The organism is Acidaminococcus sp. AM33-14BH, from assembly GCF_003603525.1.
Classification (GTDB): Bacteria; Bacillota; Negativicutes; order Acidaminococcales; family Acidaminococcaceae; genus Acidaminococcus; species Acidaminococcus intestini.
Map to the genome: position 1 here is coordinate 204,870 of NZ_QTNG01000003.1, position 18,771 is coordinate 223,640.

Consider the following 18,771-nt stretch of genomic DNA (forward strand, 5'->3'; position numbering starts at 1 on the left):
GAACTCCAACGCTTGTGGCAGGCCTTTTCAAATAGAAGATTCATTCAGGCGCTACTCATCAACGGCCAGTTAATCAACTCTCCCTTTTCAGTACGGGAGATAGAAAACTCACTATGTTAGAATTAGCGAATTAAAGATTACAATGTTTGTTTTAATTATCTTGTTTAGATAGCATTTGTAATGTGCATCCTTTTTTATGATTTTGCTGAAAACTATTGTACTTGCAACATGAAACGAGTATACTAGAAGAATCTTATTTTCATTTGTTTCAGTCATGAAAGAAAGGGAGTTTGCACATGAATCCGCTTGTTACCTTTGTAAAGAAAGTGCCCCTCATTGAACAGATTGCCATTGGACTCGTCATTGGCATCATGCTCGCCGTCTTTGTACCCTCTGCGGTCCCCTTCGTCAGTATCTTCGGCGATTTATTTGTCAGTGCCCTTAAAGGCGTGGCTCCAGTCCTTGTCTTTATTCTCGTTATGAACGCCATGACGCAGCGCAAGAGTGATGGCGATACCAACATGAAACCCATCGTCACACTTTATGTCCTAGGTACTTTCGCTGCCTCTCTTGTTGGCGTAACGCTGTCCTTTCTCTTTCCTGTCACTCTACAGCTATCGATTGGAAACAGTGAAATCAATCCGCCCAGCGGGATTGCCCAAGTCCTTCATACGCTGATCATGAACGTCGTGGATAACCCTGTTAACGCCCTCCTGCGGGCCAACTACATTGGGATCCTCGCCTGGGCCGTCATCATTGGCCTTGCCATGCATAGCGTCGCTAAAGAAGAAACGAAAAAAGTCTTTGATGACCTCTCGAAGGGCATCACCATTGTCGTCAGCTGGGTCATCCGTTTTGCCCCGCTCGGCATCATGGGTCTTGTGACGCAGTCCATTTCTGCAAGCGGACTTTCCGCCCTTCTTTCTTATTTAAAGCTGCTCGGGGTCCTCATTGCCTCGTATGCCTTGGTAGCCCTTGTCATGAACCCAATCATCGTCTTTGCCAAAATCCACCGCAATCCCTATCCCCTTGTCTTTGCCACGATTCGTGAATCAGGCATCTATGCCTTCTTTACCAGAAGTTCAGCTGCGAATATCCCCGTCAATCTGTCCCTTTGCAAACGCTTGGGACTTAATCCGGATACCTATACCATTTCCATTCCGCTTGGCGCTACAATCAATATGGCAGGTGCTTCGATTACAATTTCTGTCCTTGCCTTGGCAGCGGCCAACACCTTAGGAATCCAAGTCGATCTTTTGACAGCCCTCCTCTTATGCCTCATTTCCACCGTCGGTGCCTGTGGGGCTTCCGGTGTAGCTGGCGGTTCTCTGCTTCTGATTCCTGTCGCCTGTGCTTCCTTTGGCATCTCCAACGACCTTGCCATGCAGGTTGTTGGCGTTGGATTCATCATCTCCGTTTTGGAAGATGCTTGTGAAACAGCCCTTAACAGCAGCAGTGATGTCCTATTTACGGCAACGGCTGAGTTTGCGGAACGGGCCAAGCGCGGTGAATTAAAGGCCGGGGACCTTGTTCCCAGCAAAGATTGATTGTACAGCACATGAATGGGACTGCGCCAAAACGGCGGCAGTCCCTTTTAATAAGGAGTGATTACATTGGTTCTGCCCAAGTCCCCTGCCCGTCCACCCATCTTAAATGCTTTCAGGGAGGCCTTGACAGCTACACTTCCCATTGCGGCCGGATTTCTTTTTATCGGAGCAGCCTATGGATTTTATATGCAGCGTATGGGGTTTTCCTTTTGGTATCCCATGCTGATGGCCATGATCATCTTTGGCGGCTCCTTGGAGTTTGTTACAGTGACCATGCTCCTTTCTCCCTTTGCCCCGCTCCAAGCTTTTCTCATGGCTCTCATGATCCAGGCGCGGCACCTCTTTTATGGCATTGCCATGCTGGACCGCTATAAAGGAATGGGTTGGAAAAAACCGTTTCTGATCTACGGCATGTGTGATGAAACCTTCGCCCTGATCTTTGCCAAAAAGCCCCATCCCGACGTTGACCCAGGCTGGTTCATGCTTTTTGTTACGCTGCTTGACTACACGTACTGGTTTACAAGCGCAGCCCTTGGCGGCATTTTTGGTTCCCTCGTTCCCTTTGACACAAAAGGTATTGACTTTGTCATGACAAGCATGTTCATTGTCATTTTTGTTGAACAGGTTCGCCAGCAAAAAACGCCGCTCACCGCATCCATCGGACTTTGCTCTGCCGTAATCTGCAGGCTTCTATTTGGTCCCGACCACTTCCTGATTCCCACCATGATCGTGATTCTCATTCTCGTAACGGGCCTGCGCAAACGAATTACCCAAAAAGGAGGCTTTCCTTCATGACCTTTTTTGAAGAAGCCATTACGATTGGCGTCTGTGCCGCGGCAACCATCCTGACCCGCTTTCTTCCTTTCTTTGTCTTTTCATCTAGGCGCCCCACACCGCCTTTCATGACTTATCTGGGAAAGGCCCTGCCGCCCGCCATTTTTGCCATGCTTTGCGTCTACTGCCTGCGCCATATCACCATTCTTGTTTCGCCCTACGGACTGCCAGAATTATGTGCGTCAGCCGTCACCGTTTTCCTGCAGCTCAAAAAGCGCAGCATGATGCTTTCCATGGTCGTTGGAACGGTTTGTTACATGGTGCTGATTAGGCTCTGACAATCTGCTCACTGCACGGATTTTGCTCACATCAATGAAATCGTAATAGTCCCGCGATTTAGAAAGGATGAACGAAGGCAAAGAACGTTTTCCTACTTGTTAGAGACAGCAAAAAAGGGCTCCATCACCCGAGCCCTTTTCTTCTCCACATCCGGATCTCCAAATTATAGATTCGGCCGTCCAGGCAATTCATTATTTTTTTGATAGACGACCCACTCACCAATATTGGTTCCATGGTCCGCCATGCGCTCGATATATTTGATGATGAGCACGTAATCCACATAGGCACCCGTACTTAACCGGTCTTCCTGGTTCTCGATTTTATTGGAAAGATCATAAAGCAATTGGTTGAAGTGGGCATCGACAACATCATCCTTATCCTTGATCAGTTCCGCGGTCTTGGAATCCCCACTTAGGTAACAGTCAAAGGCCGTCGTGACAAGACCCTCCATATCTTCATAGAGATGATCGACCCCTTTCGGCAGTGGAAGGGGATTTTTCATTCCCGCAATACGCAGCACATAGCTGCTGATATCGGAACAATGATCTGCAATCCGTTCCATATCCCCTAGGATCTTGAAGGTTCCGACAAGACCCCGCCAATCACCGGCAACGGGTGACTGCAGGACCTGGATATTGAGGTCTTTGTGCATAATATCACGGATCATGTTATCAAAGGCCTCATCACCATCACGGATTTCCCGTGCCATATCGACATCCATGCTGAGCATGGCTTGCCCCGTCCTTTTGACTGTATCCTTGAGCGCGCAAATGAGCTTTTCCACATCTTTGTGCATTTCTTCAAGGGACTCTACATAGGCATCCCGCATGTTTATTCCTCCTTTTGGCATCAACCGAACCGGCCCGTAATGTAAGATTCCGTACGAGGTTCGTCAGGATTGGTAAAGAGTTTTTCGGTTCGGTCCATTTCCACCAATTCACCCAAGTAGAAGAACGCTGTTCGGTCGGAAATCCGTTTGGCCTGCTGCATATTATGGGTCACGATGACAATCGTATATTGTCGCTTAAGTTCCAAGGCAAGATCCTCGATTTTCTGGGTAGAAATCGGATCTAGGGCACTTGTTGGTTCATCCATAAGGATCACGGAAGGCTGCGCGGCAAGTGTCCTTGCAATGCACAGGCGCTGCTGCTGCCCGCCGGAAAGGCCTAAGGCACTCGTGTTGAGTCGATCCTTGAGTTCATCCCAAATGGCAGCTTGCTTTAAACTTGTCTCTACGAGGCCGTCTAGGACGGACTGACTCGTAATGCCCTGGACGCGCGGCCCATAAGCAACATTATCATATATACTCTTAGGAAACGGCGAAGGCTGCTGAAAGACCATCCCCACCCGATAACGCAGGAGCAAGGAATCGATTTCCGTAAAGATATCAAGCCCTTCAAACTTGATGGATCCTTCAACGCGGCAGCCCTCAACAAAATCATTCATGCGGTTAAGTGTCTTAAGAAGCGTGGATTTCCCGCATCCGCTCGGTCCAATAAGAGCAGTGATCTCATTTTTGCGGACCTGCATGGAAATATCCTTCAAAGCTTGATTCTTTCCATAGAAAAGATTCACGTGCTGAATATCAAATGTCAGGTCCTCCGATCTTGCATCTAGTTTTTCCATGGATCAAATTCCTCCCATTTTCTTTTCCATGCGCCAGCTGATATAGCGAGCAAGCGCATTGAAAATAACAACGACCAACATCAGGATGGCACTCGTGACCCCTGCGATTTGCGCCGCATTGGGATCAAGCGCTTCCGTCCGTAGTGCCCAAATATGAAGGGCCAAGGTTTCACCCGGCCTAAACGGGTTCAGCGGACAGGATTGGCTTAAAATATCCCAGTTTGACCAGTCGATGTCCGTGCTCATTCCCGCCGTAAACATCAGGGCGGCCGCTTCCCCAAAACCACGGCCAGCAGCGAGGATAAGACCGGTCATGATACGCGGGAAACATGCGGGCAGCTCGACGTGGATCAGTGTCTGCATCCGGGATGCTCCAAGGCCCAGGCTGCCCAATTTATAAAACGGCGGCAGTCCTTCAAGGGCGTCCTCCGTAACAGAGGCAAGCATGGGCAAGGTCATGATGGAAACAGACAGGGCCCCGGCCATCAGGTTCCATTGGGAACCGGTCATGACGATAAAGACCAGATAACCAAATAGGCCAACAACAATCGATGGAAGGGACGCGAGGGTTTCAATCGCCATCCGGACCCATTTGGTCAATTTACCATGACCGGCGTATTCTGCAAGAAAGATTCCTGCAGGAATCCCCCATAAGGCGCTGAAAAACAGGGCCAGGACCACAAGATAGAGGGTATTGAAAAAGATGCTGGAAAGGGAATCGAGAATATCTGGATTTACCGACAAGAAACCCTGCCCGATAACAAAACCAACAAAGATAGTGAGCAGCAAGGCCGCGCCAAAAGCCCCCGCATAAAAAAAGCCGGTCATGATGGACGATATCATTCTTTTTCGCTTGATTCGGTTCAGCCCCGTTTCCTTAGAGGGCGCATCATGGCGGGGGAGCGAAAGAATTTCTTCAATCATTGGTCAGCCCCCTTTAAGCGCTTTTTACCCACGTGATGGATAATAAAAATCAGGATGAATGAGATGACAAAGAGCAGCAACGCCAGCGTCCAAAGTGCGGCATTATATTCGCCGCCTTCCATGGCACTTCCCATATCAGAAGCAATGACCGTTGTCATGGCCGTTGCCGGCAGAAATAGGGAGGTTGGGAAAACCTTCATTTGACCTACAACCATAGCCACGGCAAGGGCTTCGCCCAAAGCACGGGCAAGACCTAGGACAATCCCTGTAAAGATTCCCGTTCGGGCAGAAGGAAGAACAACGGTACGGATTGTCTCCCAACGTGTCGCACCAAGGCCATAGGCTGCATCACGCAGGCTCTTGGGGACAGCCATCATGGCATCGGAGGCCATCATAGTAATCACGGGAAAAATCATAGTTGCCAGCACCAAAGAAGCAGAAAGGACGGAAAAGCCAAAAGGCATCGTGAAAAATTTCCGTAAAAAAGGAATCAGCACGGTAAGACCAATCCAGCCATAGATGACAGAGGGAATCCCCGTAAAAAGTTCAATAAAAGGTTGGACATGGCGCCGTGACGAAGGGGATGCAATTTCCGTCATATAAATGGCCGCCGCAAGACTGACTGGAAGGGCAAATAAAAGGGCCAGGAGGCAGATGACAAGGGAGCCCGAGATAAACATGGCAGCCCCCACCTGCCCTCCGCCGGACGCTGTATCAGAAGGGGCCCACTGCCCACTGAAAAGAAATTCCTGTAACGAATGTCCAAAGACCAGAAACGTCTCACTGCCGCGCATAAAAAGGAACAGGCCTATACAAAACGGAAGTAAAGCCGCTGTAAACCCGCATAGCTTTACTCCCGTCGTTGCAAGGAGTTCCCTGTGATGGATGGCTGCTGCATGCTGCAGCATCGCTTTTTCCTTCATAGAAAAATCTCCCTTTCTCAAAGCTGGAAAGATGGACTTAATCGTGGTCTGGATCCTTCAGCTCTATCTTGCTGCTGACACCGTAACCCAGTTCTTCAATCCGTTTGCCGTAATCAGCAGAACCAATGAATTCGAGGAAAGCTTTGACCGCCGGTTTCGGGTCTTTTGCCGTGTAGATATGTTCAAACCCAAAGACGTTATACTTACCGCTGTAGGTGTTTTCCAAGGTCGGGGCAACGCCGTCAATAGCTATGGCGGCGACCGTATCATTCTTTACAAGATAAGGCAGGGCCACATATCCAATGGCACCTTTATTCTGGGCAACACTCTGGAGCAGGAGTCCGGAGTTATCCGTCTCAAGGGACTTATTGGAAACTTCTTCCACTCCGCCCAATGCATACTTCGTAAAGAGGGCACGCGTACCGGAAGTCTTCGGACGGGTAATCAGGACAATCGGTTCGTCCGGACCGCCGACTTCTTTCCAATTCTTGATTTTCGTCGTAAAGATCTCTTTTAGCTGCTGGCTGGTCAGGTTCTTTACAGTGGCAGCTACATCCTTATTGACAATGGTCGCAACGGTCATAACGCAGATCTTGTGGTCAAGGAGATTTTCTGCTTTATCCTTAGGCAGTTTGGATGCAGCCGGAACATCGGAGTTTCCCATATCGACAGAGCCTTCGGAGACCTGTTTGAGACCGGTGCCGCTTCCCCCAGCATTAAGACTGATGGATACATCTTTATGGTTCTTCTTGAAGGCTTCTGCTGCATCCTTGACAAGCGGCAGGAGAGCCGATGAACCAGAACCCGTAATGTTTCCGGAAAGAGCCTTTTCGCCACCCGTCGTTGCTGCCTTCTTACCTCCGCAGCCAGCGAGCCCAACCACCATCATAGCTGTCAAACTCATCAGCAATCCTTTTCTTAACGCGCTTTTTACTTTCATCAATGATCCATCCTTTCTTACGCCAATCTTTTTTATGAGCTGTATTGGTTTTGCTTTATGAATAGCCTACCCCACCTCTGTAAAGATTGACCTTTTCTTCCTGTAAAAATTTCGTAAAAACAAGCACGCCCGAAAGTACGTCCTCATCATGGGACAGCCTTACCCCATTTAGCAAAGGGCAATTGATTTGAGAACATGGCCAAAACTGCGGGTCTTATGGTAACTTTGTTACAGATTCACACCATAAATATGAACCCTTGGTGTCACTAGTTGAAATCCATCCGAACCATGATATGATGAACCCGTAACCTAAAAAGGAGGTCATATTATGCAGCGATTTACACTTCCAAGAGATATCTATCATGGCTATGGCTCCATGGAAATCCTTAAAAATTTAACAGGAAAACGTGCCATAATCTGCACCGGCGGAGGTTCCAGCCGTCGGAACGGTTCTCTCGGTAAAGCCGAGGCCTACCTCAAAGAGGCAGGCATGGAAGTAAAGATCTACGAAGGTATCGAATCCGATCCTTCAGTAGAAACTGTTCTTAAAGGCGCCAAGGTCATGCAGGAATTTGGTCCTGATTGGATCATCGCCATTGGCGGCGGCTCCCCCATTGATGCCGCAAAAGCCATGTGGATCAAATATGAGTACCCATCCATCACCTTTGATGAAATGCGCAAGGTCTTTGGACTCCCCAAATTAAGGCGCAAAGCCCATTTTATCGCGATTTCGTCCACATCAGGCACGGCCACGGAAGTGACCAGTTTTTCCATCATCACCGATTATAAAAGCGGAATCAAGTACCCGATTGCAGACTTTGAGATTACACCGGACATGGCCATCATCGATCCTGAATTAACCCATGGCATGCCCCCAAAACTCGTGGCACATACTGGTATGGATGCCTTTACTCACGCCGTGGAAGCCTATGTGTCAACGGCTCATTGTGAATTTACGGACGCCCTTGCCATCCATGCCATAGAAATGATTCAAAAATATCTGATTCCCTCTTACCAAGGCAACATGGAAGCAAGGGATAAGATGCATGATGCGCAGTGCCTTGCTGGGATGGCCTTTTCCAATGCCCTCCTGGGGATTGTCCACTCCATGGCCCATAAAACAGGAGCAGCCTTTGCTGATTATGGGGCCCACCTAATCCATGGGGCAGCCAATGCGATGTATCTGCCAAAGGTTATCCAGTTTAACGCGAAAGAAGAAGCGACCAAAAAACGCTACGCCATCATTTGCGACTACATGAAGCTGGGAGGAACGACAGACGAGGAAAAAGTCCATCTCCTCATTGACTGGATTCATAATACGCAGAAAGAGCTGAGGATTCCCCGTGCCATCCGTTTCTATGGAAAGGATGCCCTTCCGACAGAGCAAGGGTTCATTCCGGAAGCCGTCTTTGAAGAAAGACTGCCCCAAATTGCCGAAGACGCCCTTTTAGATGCCTGCACCTCGTCCAATCCCCGTAAACCGACGGAAAGTGAGCTGAAAAAGCTGCTCCAAGCCTGCTACTACGATAGGGATATTGATTTTTGAAGCCAACGGCGCCCCTTTCAGATGCATCAAAAGCTCCAGTCCTCCTTTAAAGAGGGCTGGAGCTTTTCTTACGCGCAATGAAATGGTTGAAATAAAAAGATCGATCTGGGAGGGTGGGTAAGGCACTCAATCATGGATCTTCAGCTGGTGAAGGGCCTGGACAAATTGGGGATCAAAGTGATTCACAATGTCGCTGCGGCCCCGGTCAAGGGCTGCAATGGCGCTACGGTCTTCTGCTGAAAGGGTAAAATCAAAGACATCTATATTTTGCTTCATCCGTTCCAGATGGGTCGACTTTGGAATGACGATGACGCCACGGTCAAGATTCCAGCGCAAAGCCACCTGGGCGGCGGACTTGCCATACTTTTTCCCGATTTCTGTTAGGACCGGATGGGTGAAAAGACCATGTTTTCCTTCTGCAAAAGGCCCCCAAGCTTCCGGTTTCACGCCATAGTGTTTCATAAGTGCCAAGGCATTTTCCTGCTGAAAGAAAGGATGCAGCTCGACTTGGTTAACTGCTGGCATGACGCGAACAGTCTCACAAAAATCAGCAAGGATATGAGGATAGAAATTACAGACCCCAATAGCTCGAACAAGTCCCTTGTCATGCGCCTCTTCCATGGCCCGATAGGCACCATAATAGTCCCCCATGGGCTGATGAATCAAGTAAAGATCCAGATAATCAAGGTTCAGCTTATCAAGGGAAACCTTCAGGGCTTCCTTAGCCTTTTCATAAGAAGCATCTTGAACCCATAGTTTCGTCGTAATAAAGAGCTCATTCCGAGGAATCCCGCTTTCCTTGATTGCCTCTCCAACAGCTTTTTCGTTGAAATACGCGGCAGCCGTATCAATGAGCCGGTACCCAGTTTCAAGGGCCATAAGGACACTTTCCCTGCAAATTTTTTCGTCGGGAACCTGAAAAACACCAAATCCCAGTTGGGGCATCTTGATTCCCTGATTAAGGGTCACTTCCTGCATAAGGATTCCACCTTTCTTATTTTCTATCATATAATTTTTCAAATTGATTGCTGAATATGCCAATCTTTCTTATACTATAGCGAGAAATCCGTTTCTTGTACATTAGTAATATAGTATAATAGTATTTATAAAATAAATAGTGGAGGTGCGTATGATTGAATTTGAGCATCTTTTCCAATTCGTTGCCTTTGGAACGTACGGCACACTTTCAAAAACAGCAGAAATCCTGCACGTCCCACAGCCGACACTGACAAGGAACATGAAACTTTTGGAAAAGGAATTTGGTGTCATTCTATTTGCGCGGTCAAAAAATCACATTGCCCTCAATGAAAATGGGCTGCTTGCCATAAAGGAAGCAAGAAAGATTCTCTCCGAAATAGAAGTCATGACGGATAAAGTCCGTCAGCTCGACCGCTCAAGGCATACCTTGTCACTGGGAAGCTGTGCCCCCTATCCTGTCATGGACTTTGTACGGCTGGCAACGGAACTCTATCCATCGCAGTCACTGACAACGGAACTGCGCAGCACCGAGCCCCTTCTTCAAGGGCTGCGGGATGGGCGATACAATGTCATTATCCTGCCTTTTAAGCCGACTGACAGCGCACTCATCGCTCTCCCCTTCGGCAAGGAATCACTGTACTTCAACCTTCCCAAAGGGCATCCCCAGGAAAAAAGCTCCTCCCTTTCTTTTTCCGATTTGGACGGGACTGCCATGATTGTTTATTCCCACATCGGGTTCTGGAAGGATCTCATCAAGGAAACAATGCCCCATTCCCGTTTCCTGCTCCAAGAACAGAGAGATGACTTTTTCGAGCTGGAGAAAGCTTCCTCCCTGCCTTCCTTCATTACGGACCGTGTCCTTAGTGAAGAACCTCTCAAAAATCGGACGGCTGTCCCGATTGTGGACCAATCGGCCCAGATTGAGTACTCTCTTGTCATGACAAAAAAGATGGGCCAACGCTATCCCCTCTTTACTAAATGGCTAAAACAAAAATAAAAACAAAAAATCGGGTCCTCCTTTGGGAAGACCCGTTTTTGTTTAGACGGAAAGGGAAGACAGGACGGAGGCCTTTGTCACAATGCCGCGGAAGACATCATGCTCATCCACTACAGCAAGAGGATACTGCGTCTTTGCCGCCAGAGGGACAATGGAAGAAACTGGAGCATCAAGATTGCGTACAAAAGGAACCTCCCGAATGATGGCTTCTTCAAAAGTCTTCTTCCCATCCCGCACGGAAAGGGCTCCTTCCAAGGTGATGATTCCGTCAAAGTGCATATAATCACTCACCACATAGGCACTTGAAACGCCGCTCGCGCGCATGCTGTTAAGGGCCACATTGGCGCCGTCGGTCTTTTTTATGACCGAACCGGGAACGGTCATGATGTGCTTAACCGTGAGCACCTTGGTTGTATCAACACTGTCAATAAAGCGGCGGACATAGTCATTGGCCGGTGCGCTCAGCATTTTTTCCGGTGTATCAAGCTGGATCATGCGTCCGTCCCGCAAAATGCCCACGCGGCTTCCCAACTTAAATGCCTCATTGATGTCATGAGTAATGAAGATAATGGTCTTTCCCGTCTGCTCCTGGATGCGCAGCAGCTCAAACTGGAGATCATTTTTCACAAGGGGATCAAGGGCGGAAAAGGCTTCATCCATGAGCAGGATATCCGGGTCGCTTGCCAAGGCCCTGGCGATACCAACGCGCTGCCGCATCCCGCCGGACAAACTATCAAGACTCTCCCGTTCGTGCCCTTCAAGACCCACCATGCGAATCATTTCAAGAGCCTTGGCCTCCCGTTCCGCCTTCTTGACGCCGCGGATTTCAAGACCATAGCCCACATTGCCCATGACATCCCGATGAGCGAGAAGACCGCCGTTTTGGAAGACCATGGAAATTTTTGTCCGCCGCAGCTTCTGAAGTTTTACTTCATCGTACGCAGTGATATCTTCCCCGTCAATGAGGACTTCTCCCCGGCTGGGCCGATGCAGCATATTGAGGCAGCGCACAAGGGTCGATTTGCCGCTGCCAGACAGCCCTATAAGTACAAAGATTTCTCCTTTTCCCACCCGAAAGGACACGTCCGTCACAGCCGCCGTCATCCCGGTTGCTTCAAGGACATCCTGTCTTGTAGCCCCAAGTTCCAATAGCTTATAGGCCATTTTCTTTTCACCGCGAAAATCCAGAGGGGCAAAGATTTTGTAGAGGTGCCGGACCTCGAGAATGGGCGTTTGTGTCATTGGGATTCCTCCTTCCGAATCACGCTTTGGGTCAGACGGTCAAGCAGGATCGCAATGATGACGATACTGAGTCCTGCCGACAGACCACGACCTGATTCCATACGGTTGATGGCGATGAGGACTTCCATACCAAGGCCGTTGGCACCGATCATGGAACTTGTAACGACCATAGCAACCGCCATCATCATGGTCTGATTGATACCCGTCATGATCGTAGGCAGGGCCTGAGGGATCTGCACCTTGACGAGGGTCTGGAAGCGTGAGGCCCCAAATGAACGAGACGCTTCGACTACTTCTGGATCGACTTGCTTGATTCCATGACTGGTCAGCCGAATGACAGGAACAACTGCATATACAACGGTTGCAAGGACGGCAGGCACCTTTCCTGGCCCCAGGAGCATGACTGCGGGAATCATATAAACAAAGGTCGGCATGGTCTGCATGGCATCAAGAAAAGGCCGAATCAAAGGATCGGCCCGTTTGATGGAGGCAAGGAGGACGCCAATGGGAAGACCAATCAAAAGGGAAAAGAACACAGCCGCAAGGACAATGGAAAGGGTTTCACACATCATCTGCCAGTAACCCAAAAGACCGATAAAAAAGAGCAGCCCGCCAAAAAAAGCGCCTTTGCGGTAACTATTCATCAATCTGCCGCCGCCATAGGTCACGGCAAGAATCAAGATCCACCAAGGAATTGCGTCAAGTCCGCTGTTAAGGGCCCCAACAAAGATACCAATGAGACGCTTGAAGGAGACGAAGAATTCTCCATAATGAATGTTGATATAACGGACAAAAGCATCGACGGGCTCAGCCACATTGATGCGAAGGTTCGGAAACGTTGTGAGATAATTGATCATAAGGGCTCCTTTCCCAGTTAAAGTGCTTCCCTCAGTTTGGCTGCGTCTTCTGGCGTCAGCCAAGCATCAACAAGTTCCCCATGTTTTTTGAGGAACCAGCGGGCCGTTTCCTCATAGGAAGCCTTTGTATCCGCCATATGAGCCAAGGCTTCTGCCGTAAGGGTACTTGACGTATGGTAGCGGCTAAGGAACTTTGAAAACTCCGGCTCCCGTTTGGGGAAACGAGAATTGGCCGCAATCACAACCTTCACGGCAGGGGCTTCCGTAAGGCCCTCTTCAAAGGCGGCCTTCTCATAAGGGGCGTCTTCAAGCAATACAAGGTCAAGTTTACCGGAAAGCCAAGTAGGTTCCCATTGATACCCAACAACAGGAAGCCCTTTCTCGTAGGCAGTCAAAAAAGCCGTAGAAAGCGTAGCTTCGCTGCCAGGCCGAAAATAGATATAGTTCTGATTAAGCCCATAGACTTCATACTTCTTATAGAGGATGGCATCGATATTCCATCCTGGGATGGCACCATATAAGCGTCCTTTCGCGGGATCTTCCTCATCCTTAAAGAGCGCCGCATAGCGGCTCAGATCCTTGACGGATTTCAGGTCCGGCGCCATAGGGGCAATACCGCGTTCGGCATCACCTTCAATGACGTAGCGCGGGACATAAAACCCTTGGCGGTTATCATCATAGTTGACGCCCAGATCCACAATCCCGCCGGCGGCCTTATCTGCTTCATAAGTGGGAACGTTATCCGTCCACAGCTCCATATTGACATCTGCATCGCCGCGTACAAGGGCGGCCTGCGTGATGGGCGTGGAGCCATAAAGGATTTCCGTCTTGAGTCCATAGACCTTTTCAGCAACGAGCTGAGCCACAGCGTTATGGAACCGGACACTATCCCATCCAGGATCTGCAAAGACAACAGGCCGCTTTTCGTCAGGGGAACACCCTGATAGAATTCCCAGCAAAACAAGAAAAGCAGTAAGGATCATCGACTTGAATGCTTTCATGAAACCATCCTTTCTTCAGTATATTTATTCAAAATATTTGTTCACAATATTAATTTAACATGTTGCTAAATACTCCGTCAAATATTTTACAATTTGTTCATAAAATGATACATATTTGTGTAAGTATAATTTATCTTGTATATCCGTTCAAACACGTCCGATTTTATTCCCATTATCATTATTATCTGTACACAAATCATCCTTTTCAGTAAAAAGAAAGCCTCCCCTATCAAAGTTGATAGGAGAGGTTCATAAATTGCTTCTTTTTAATTAGAGTCGTCAAGAAAAATTCCGTCCATCATAACAGCCAAAGGATCTTGAATCGTGACAAAAGGTTTATCCTTGAAAAGGACCAAATCGGCATCCTTTCCTTTTTCTAGGCTCCCAACCCGCTGATCAACGCCCATGACGCGGGCCGCATTGATGGTGACCGCTGCAAGAGCTTTTTCATAGGCCATGCCCTTGCTGATGGCAAGGCCAACGCAAACAGGCAAATACTGCAGGGGAATCACGGGAGCATCCGTAATGATGCAGATATCACGGCCTTCTGCTAACGCAGCTACACTGTCAAATCCCTTCCCGTGAAGTTCCACCTTGCCGCGGCTTCCCAGGCTGGGCCCTACAAGAAGAGGGATCTCCGGACGTTTGCGCAAAAATTCCAAGATATCCGTCCCGCTTGTCACATGGTCCAAGGTAAACCGTAAATGAAATTCATCACAAATGCGGATAGCCGTCACAATATCAAGGGCCTCATGGCAATGAATCTTAAGCGGTTTTTCGCCACGCATGACAGGCACCATGGGTTCCAGTTTCCGGTCATAATCACGGACAGGCGTTTCCGCATAAACTTTGGCAGTAAGGAGAAATTCCCGAAGTGTTGCCGCAATCCCCATACGAGTTGTTTCATATCCCTTTTTAGGATTTTCCCCCAGGGCGCATTTCATGGCAAAATAAGGATCAAGGACCATCTCGTCAATGATCTTGCCCCGCGTCTTGATGGCAGCATACTGACCGCCGATCACATTAAGCGAACCAGGGCCGCTTGCGCAGCACGTAATCCCGGCATTTCGCGCCTCCTCAAAGGTCCGGTCAAGAGGATTGATGGCATCAATGGCACGCATCTCTGGTGAAAGAATCATCTTCTTTTCATTATGATCAGCGTAAAATTCACCCAGCGAATCTGCTTTGAGTCCAAGATGTGTGTGGGCATCAATGAATCCAGGCGTCACATAGGCCCCGCCAGCATCCCGAACGGATTCACCTTCTGCCGAAAGGCTCTCCCCCACTTCGGCAATTTTTCCGTCAAGGACCCTAATATCATAGAACCCCTCTGTCACATGGGGACTGAGTACATGAACATTTTTGATCAGCATTGCTGTTCCTCCTTCATTGAGTTTTCTTTCAGTATAGCACAAAAATCACAGATACATGGAAACCCCTGGCCCGATAGGCAGATCAAGCAGCAGCCAAAGAACCAGCATGACCGTCATGGTTGATAGGAGAACCAGGGAATATGGAATCGTAAGAGAGAAAATGGTTCCAATCCCCAGTTCCCGCTGCATCGTCTCGCCGGGACGCAAAGGAATCTTCCCTTCGGCTTGATATTCCGTGAGGAGTCCTATAATGATGGGCAGGGCGGAATGAAGGGGCGAACAAATATTGGTGCACGAATCCCCAATGCGAAAGGCCAGCTGGGCATAGGCAGGATGGACATTGAGGAGGGTGAACATGGGCACAATCATGGGGGCAATAAGGAGCCATTTAGATGATCCGCTGGTCATGAAAGGATTGATAATGGCTGTCACAACAACAATCATTAGGCACAAAGGAATAAGCCCCACATCGGCCCCTTTGAGGATTTCAGCTCCAACAATGGCGACAACCTTGAATATATTGGACTTATTCATCATATCGATAAAAAGGGAAGCAATCAAGGTTGTTGTCAAAAGAGGAATGGCTTGCTGCAGCCCGGCTGATACCAGACGGGGAATATCTCGCATCTCCTTGATTGTTCCTGTTGCTGCCGCATAAGGAATTCCCGTTGCCACAAAAGCAAAGCCTATAATGACGATGATGCCCTCAAAGAGTGGGGATTTTGGAAGAAATCCCCCTTTGGCATTACGCAGGAGTGCTCCCTCTGGAATCGTGAGAAGTCCCATAATGAAAAGGAAGAAAAGGAAGCCATAAAAAGCCCAGCGCAGTCCTTTTTCCTGATCTTCCGTAAGGCGATGTTTTGCGATGAGGCTCTCATCAAGGTTCCCATCCCCATCGCCCACCATACGGCAAACGACTTTTTCGGTAAAAATGGTCATGGTCACGGAAAGAACAAAAGTGGCTGCCGCCATGAAAAAATAGTTGACCGCGGGATTAATGGGTACAGAAAGTCCCATTTCCTTGACAATGCTTTCTGTTATCCCCGCGAGCAGTGCATCCGTCCCGGCAAGAAAGAGGTTGGCTGTAAAACCGCCGCTGGCGCTCGCATAGCCAAGGATGACCCCAATAAGAGGATTGCGTCCCAAGGCGGCAAAGATGACACCGCCCATGGTAAAGGAAAAAATCGTCCCCGCGTCACTCATCAGATTGGCATTGATTCCCACAAAGACGACAGCAAAAGTAATGAGACTGCGTGGTGCCTTGAGCAGATATTTTTTCATGAAGGTCTCAAAAAAGCCCGTTTTTTCAATGAAGGCACTGGCAGCCATCATGACAAGGACCAATTTAAGCGGTGGATAAGAAACAAAGATTTCCGGGAATTTTATGATGATGTAACGCAGGTTATCTCCAGAAAGAAGATTAACAACAGCAACTGTCACAAGCTTTTCCGGTTCACCGGGAATCTTTGATGCACTCATATAGGAGATACTGACACCCATACGGGCAAGAAGCCAGGAAATGAATAAAGTAACAAGGAGCATACCGCCAAAGAGCATAAAAGGATGGGGTAATTTGTTGCCCCAATACTCGATGGTATCAATAAATCGATTGAGGAAGGTTTTCTTTGTTTTCATGAGGATTATTCTCCGTTTAGAAAAAGGAAGCCTCAACCAGAAGCCTCTCCAGAAGGATATTCATCGCGATGAATTTCTACTGATTCTACAAATCCCCCAGCAGCTGATTAGCTGCCAGGGGATTTTCCATCTTAGTCTGATGCCTTCTTTAGGGGGACAAAATCAAGGAAGCCGGAACGTTACTGAATATGCATAGGAATGCCAGGTCCAATGGGAAGACCAAAGGTGAGCCAAACAATGAGCATAGCCGTCATGGTCAGAAGGATGACCATGGCATAGGGAATAGTCAAGGAAAAAATCGTACCAATCCCAATCTTGCGATGTTCCGTTTCACCTGGACGCAGAGGGATTTTCCCTTCTTCCTGGTATTGTGTCAGCATGCCAATGATTACGGGCAGAAGTTCCTGCAGAGGGGAACAGATATTCGTAGCTGAGTCACCAATGCGATACGCAAGCTGGGCATAAGCAGGATGCACATTCAGCATGGTGAACATAGGAACAATCATGGGTGCGATGATGAGCCACTTGGAGGAACCGCTTGTCATGAACGGGTTGATGATGGTGGTCACGACAATGATCATCAAACAAAGCGGCAAAAGACCGATATTGGCTCCACGCAGAGCTTCTGCACCAGCTACAGCAACCATTTTAAAGATATTGGATTTATTCATCATATCGATGAAGACCGCTGCCATCATGGTCGTCGTCAAAAGGGGAATCGCTTCCCGCAGACCGGCGGAAACAAGGCGGGGAATATCCTTCCACTTCTTGATTTCCCCTGTTGCCACACCATAAGGCAGGCCCGTGGAAACAAAGAAGAAAGCAATAAGTGTGATGATGCCAGCAAAGAACGGTGATTTCGGCAGGAAACCACCCTTTGCATTGCGCAGGATGGCCCAGGAAGGAACGGTAAGGGCTGCCATAACAGCAAGGAAGAAGAGAAATCCATAAAAAGCCCAACGCAGTCCTTTTTCCTGATCCGCCGTCAGTTTATGTTCCTCAAGTAAAGCCATATTGACCTTTCCATCCCCATCACCGACCATACGGCAGACAACCTTTTCCGTAAAAAGGGTAAGCGTCACAGAAAGGAAGAAGGTCGCTGAAGCCATAAAGAAGTAGTTCATGGCTGGATTGATATCGACTGCAACGCCCATCTCCTTGACGACACCTTCCGTTATGCCTGCAAGCAGAGCATCCGTCCCAGCAAGGAAGAGATTTGCCGTAAAACCGCCGCTCGAACTTGCCCAACCAAGAATAACACCAATCAGGGGATTTCGGCCCAAAGCAGCAAAAATAATTCCCCCCATGGTCAAGGCAAAAAGGGTCCCGGCATCACTCATCAAATTGGAGTTGACGCCGACAAAGACAACAGCAAAAGTCACGAGGCTCCGAGGCGCGCGGAGCAGATACTTTTTCATAAAAGTCCCAAAGAAACCGGTCTTTTCGATAAAGGCCGTTGCCGCCATCATCACAAGAACAAGTTTCATAGGTGGATATCCAATAAAAATATCAGGATATTTCGTAATCAGGTAACGCAGGTTTTCTCCGGATAGCAGATTGGTAACGGCAATGGTCACTTCCTTTTCCGGTTCCCCTGGGGTTCGTGAAGCTGCCATATAGGTTATGCTGCAGCCAGCCTGGGATAAGATCCAGGACCCAATAAGGGTAATGACGACGAGCATCCCAAAAAGGATAAAAGGATGGGGCAATTTATTTCCCCAATACTCAATGGTGTCGATGAATCGATTCATCCACGATTTCTTTCTGACAGATGGTTGCATGCGATTTATTGCCTCCTTTTGTTTAATTGGGTTCCGTTCCTGCTAAAAGCGCCTGCCGGATTTTTAAGCCGTCTATCCGAGCCGCGGCTGGTTTGACCGTTGCTGTCCCCTTCGATAGAAAAAACGGCGCTTTGAGAAAAATGATTGCATCTTTATTATACCCAAAGTCAGGATAGAATGCTAGTTATTTTCTGAAAATATAAAATTTTGCAAAAATAATGGTGATTCATCCATGTGATATGGTCAAATTCGATATCGTCTTTATGGATTCATTACATTTCTAAGCAA

Annotated in this window: 17 protein-coding genes; 5 read left to right on the plus strand and 12 right to left on the minus strand. The window is 48.4% G+C overall.

The window, feature by feature from the left end:
- Positions 1–296 precede the first annotated feature (296 nt).
- The 3 genes from sstT (at position 297) to DW817_RS03640 (ending at position 2,659) form a co-directional block, all read left to right on the plus strand.
- Entirely contained in the window at positions 297–1,547 is a 1,251-nt protein-coding gene (gene sstT, locus DW817_RS03630) for a serine/threonine transporter SstT (RefSeq protein ID WP_009016099.1), read from the plus strand.
- Positions 1,548–1,613: 66 nt separating this feature from the next.
- Positions 1,614–2,342 carry an AzlC family ABC transporter permease gene (locus tag DW817_RS03635; protein WP_009016100.1) on the plus strand — a complete coding sequence of 243 codons (729 nt, stop codon included), beginning with the start codon at positions 1,614–1,616 and terminating at the stop codon, positions 2,340–2,342.
- Positions 2,339–2,659 (plus strand): branched-chain amino acid transporter permease, encoded by a 321-nt coding sequence (locus tag DW817_RS03640; RefSeq protein ID WP_120111119.1) that lies wholly within the window; start codon positions 2,339–2,341, stop codon positions 2,657–2,659. The genes DW817_RS03635 and DW817_RS03640 overlap by 4 nt, the downstream gene beginning before the upstream one ends.
- Positions 2,660–2,823: 164 nt before the next feature.
- On the opposite strand, the gene phoU is transcribed toward DW817_RS03640, so the two are convergent.
- From phoU to DW817_RS03665, 5 genes are read right to left on the minus strand one after another with little or no spacing between them, the layout of a single operon-like run.
- A complete protein-coding gene (phoU, locus tag DW817_RS03645) occupies positions 2,824–3,489 on the minus strand; it encodes a phosphate signaling complex protein PhoU (RefSeq protein ID WP_014128421.1) in 666 nt (221 codons plus the stop codon).
- Positions 3,490–3,509: 20 nt separating this feature from the next.
- Complete coding sequence (pstB, locus tag DW817_RS03650; protein ID WP_009016103.1) at positions 3,510–4,286, minus strand: phosphate ABC transporter ATP-binding protein PstB; 777 nt, start codon at positions 4,284–4,286, stop codon at positions 3,510–3,512.
- Positions 4,287–4,289: 3 nt separating this feature from the next.
- On the minus strand, positions 4,290–5,210 hold the full coding sequence (locus DW817_RS03655; RefSeq protein ID WP_120111122.1) for a PstA family ABC transporter permease: 921 nt from the start codon (positions 5,208–5,210) through the stop codon (positions 4,290–4,292).
- The gene (pstC, locus tag DW817_RS03660; RefSeq protein WP_009016105.1) at positions 5,207–6,133 is read right to left on the minus strand and encodes a phosphate ABC transporter permease subunit PstC; all 927 of its coding nucleotides are present in this window, start codon (positions 6,131–6,133) and stop codon (positions 5,207–5,209) included. Before pstC ends, DW817_RS03655 begins: the two co-directional genes overlap by 4 nt.
- A gap of 37 nt (positions 6,134–6,170) precedes the next feature.
- Positions 6,171–7,073, minus strand: coding sequence for a phosphate ABC transporter substrate-binding protein (locus DW817_RS03665; RefSeq protein WP_009016106.1), 903 nt, complete (start codon positions 7,071–7,073; stop codon positions 6,171–6,173).
- Between the two features lie 328 nt (positions 7,074–7,401).
- On the opposite strand from DW817_RS03665, the gene DW817_RS03670 reads away from it, so the two are divergent.
- The gene (locus DW817_RS03670; RefSeq protein ID WP_021736693.1) at positions 7,402–8,619 is read left to right on the plus strand and encodes an iron-containing alcohol dehydrogenase; all 1,218 of its coding nucleotides are present in this window, start codon (positions 7,402–7,404) and stop codon (positions 8,617–8,619) included.
- Between the two features lie 126 nt (positions 8,620–8,745).
- On the opposite strand, the gene DW817_RS03675 is transcribed toward DW817_RS03670, so the two are convergent.
- Positions 8,746–9,597, minus strand: coding sequence for an aldo/keto reductase (locus DW817_RS03675; protein ID WP_016459535.1), 852 nt, complete (start codon positions 9,595–9,597; stop codon positions 8,746–8,748).
- A 151-nt stretch (positions 9,598–9,748) separates the two neighbouring features.
- On the opposite strand from DW817_RS03675, the gene DW817_RS03680 reads away from it, so the two are divergent.
- Positions 9,749–10,594 carry a LysR family transcriptional regulator gene (locus DW817_RS03680; RefSeq protein WP_120111125.1) on the plus strand — a complete coding sequence of 282 codons (846 nt, stop codon included), beginning with the start codon at positions 9,749–9,751 and terminating at the stop codon, positions 10,592–10,594.
- Between the two features lie 42 nt (positions 10,595–10,636).
- On the opposite strand, the gene DW817_RS03685 is transcribed toward DW817_RS03680, so the two are convergent.
- The 6 genes from DW817_RS03685 to DW817_RS03715 all read right to left on the minus strand — a co-directional run bounded on the left by DW817_RS03685 (position 10,637) and on the right by DW817_RS03715 (position 18,483).
- Positions 10,637–11,836, minus strand: coding sequence for a glycine betaine/L-proline ABC transporter ATP-binding protein (locus DW817_RS03685; RefSeq protein ID WP_021736692.1), 1,200 nt, complete (start codon positions 11,834–11,836; stop codon positions 10,637–10,639).
- Positions 11,833–12,693, minus strand: coding sequence for a proline/glycine betaine ABC transporter permease (locus DW817_RS03690; protein ID WP_021736685.1), 861 nt, complete (start codon positions 12,691–12,693; stop codon positions 11,833–11,835). The genes DW817_RS03685 and DW817_RS03690 overlap by 4 nt, the downstream gene beginning before the upstream one ends.
- 17 nt (positions 12,694–12,710) lie before the next feature.
- Positions 12,711–13,694: an ABC transporter substrate-binding protein gene (locus DW817_RS03695; protein ID WP_021736690.1), complete on the minus strand. Its 984-nt coding sequence runs from the start codon at positions 13,692–13,694 to the stop codon at positions 12,711–12,713.
- Positions 13,695–13,960: 266 nt separating this feature from the next.
- Positions 13,961–15,067 (minus strand): amidohydrolase family protein, encoded by a 1,107-nt coding sequence (locus DW817_RS03700; protein ID WP_207802099.1) that lies wholly within the window; start codon positions 15,065–15,067, stop codon positions 13,961–13,963.
- A gap of 45 nt (positions 15,068–15,112) precedes the next feature.
- Complete coding sequence (locus DW817_RS03705) at positions 15,113–16,702, minus strand: AbgT family transporter (protein ID WP_021736699.1); 1,590 nt, start codon at positions 16,700–16,702, stop codon at positions 15,113–15,115.
- Between the two features lie 179 nt (positions 16,703–16,881).
- Positions 16,882–18,483 (minus strand): AbgT family transporter, encoded by a 1,602-nt coding sequence (locus tag DW817_RS03715; protein WP_243634061.1) that lies wholly within the window; start codon positions 18,481–18,483, stop codon positions 16,882–16,884.
- Between the last annotated feature and the right edge of the window lie 288 nt (positions 18,484–18,771).

Bases quoted from the DNA above. Each gene is read 5' to 3' on its own strand.
- phoU (WP_014128421.1), bottom strand. From the start codon at position 3,489: ATGCGGGATGCCTATGTAGAGTCCCTTGAAGAAATGCACAAAGATGTG.
- DW817_RS03680 (WP_120111125.1), top strand. From the start codon at position 9,749: ATGATTGAATTTGAGCATCTTTTCCAATTCGTTGCCTTTGGAACGTAC.
- pstC (WP_009016105.1), bottom strand. From the start codon at position 6,133: ATGAAGGAAAAAGCGATGCTGCAGCATGCAGCAGCCATCCATCACAGG.
- DW817_RS03670 (WP_021736693.1), top strand. From the start codon at position 7,402: ATGCAGCGATTTACACTTCCAAGAGATATCTATCATGGCTATGGCTCC.
- DW817_RS03705 (WP_021736699.1), bottom strand. From the start codon at position 16,702: ATGAAAACAAAGAAAACCTTCCTCAATCGATTTATTGATACCATCGAG.
- DW817_RS03700 (WP_207802099.1), bottom strand. From the start codon at position 15,067: ATGCTGATCAAAAATGTTCATGTACTCAGTCCCCATGTGACAGAGGGG.
- DW817_RS03640 (WP_120111119.1), top strand. From the start codon at position 2,339: ATGACCTTTTTTGAAGAAGCCATTACGATTGGCGTCTGTGCCGCGGCA.
- DW817_RS03675 (WP_016459535.1), bottom strand. From the start codon at position 9,597: ATGCAGGAAGTGACCCTTAATCAGGGAATCAAGATGCCCCAACTGGGA.
- pstB (WP_009016103.1), bottom strand. From the start codon at position 4,286: ATGGAAAAACTAGATGCAAGATCGGAGGACCTGACATTTGATATTCAG.
- DW817_RS03715 (WP_243634061.1), bottom strand. From the start codon at position 18,483: ATGCAACCATCTGTCAGAAAGAAATCGTGGATGAATCGATTCATCGAC.
- DW817_RS03695 (WP_021736690.1), bottom strand. From the start codon at position 13,694: ATGAAAGCATTCAAGTCGATGATCCTTACTGCTTTTCTTGTTTTGCTG.
- sstT (WP_009016099.1), top strand. From the start codon at position 297: ATGAATCCGCTTGTTACCTTTGTAAAGAAAGTGCCCCTCATTGAACAG.
- DW817_RS03655 (WP_120111122.1), bottom strand. From the start codon at position 5,210: ATGATTGAAGAAATTCTTTCGCTCCCCCGCCATGATGCGCCCTCTAAG.
- DW817_RS03665 (WP_009016106.1), bottom strand. From the start codon at position 7,073: ATGAAAGTAAAAAGCGCGTTAAGAAAAGGATTGCTGATGAGTTTGACA.
- DW817_RS03685 (WP_021736692.1), bottom strand. From the start codon at position 11,836: ATGACACAAACGCCCATTCTCGAGGTCCGGCACCTCTACAAAATCTTT.
- DW817_RS03690 (WP_021736685.1), bottom strand. From the start codon at position 12,693: ATGATCAATTATCTCACAACGTTTCCGAACCTTCGCATCAATGTGGCT.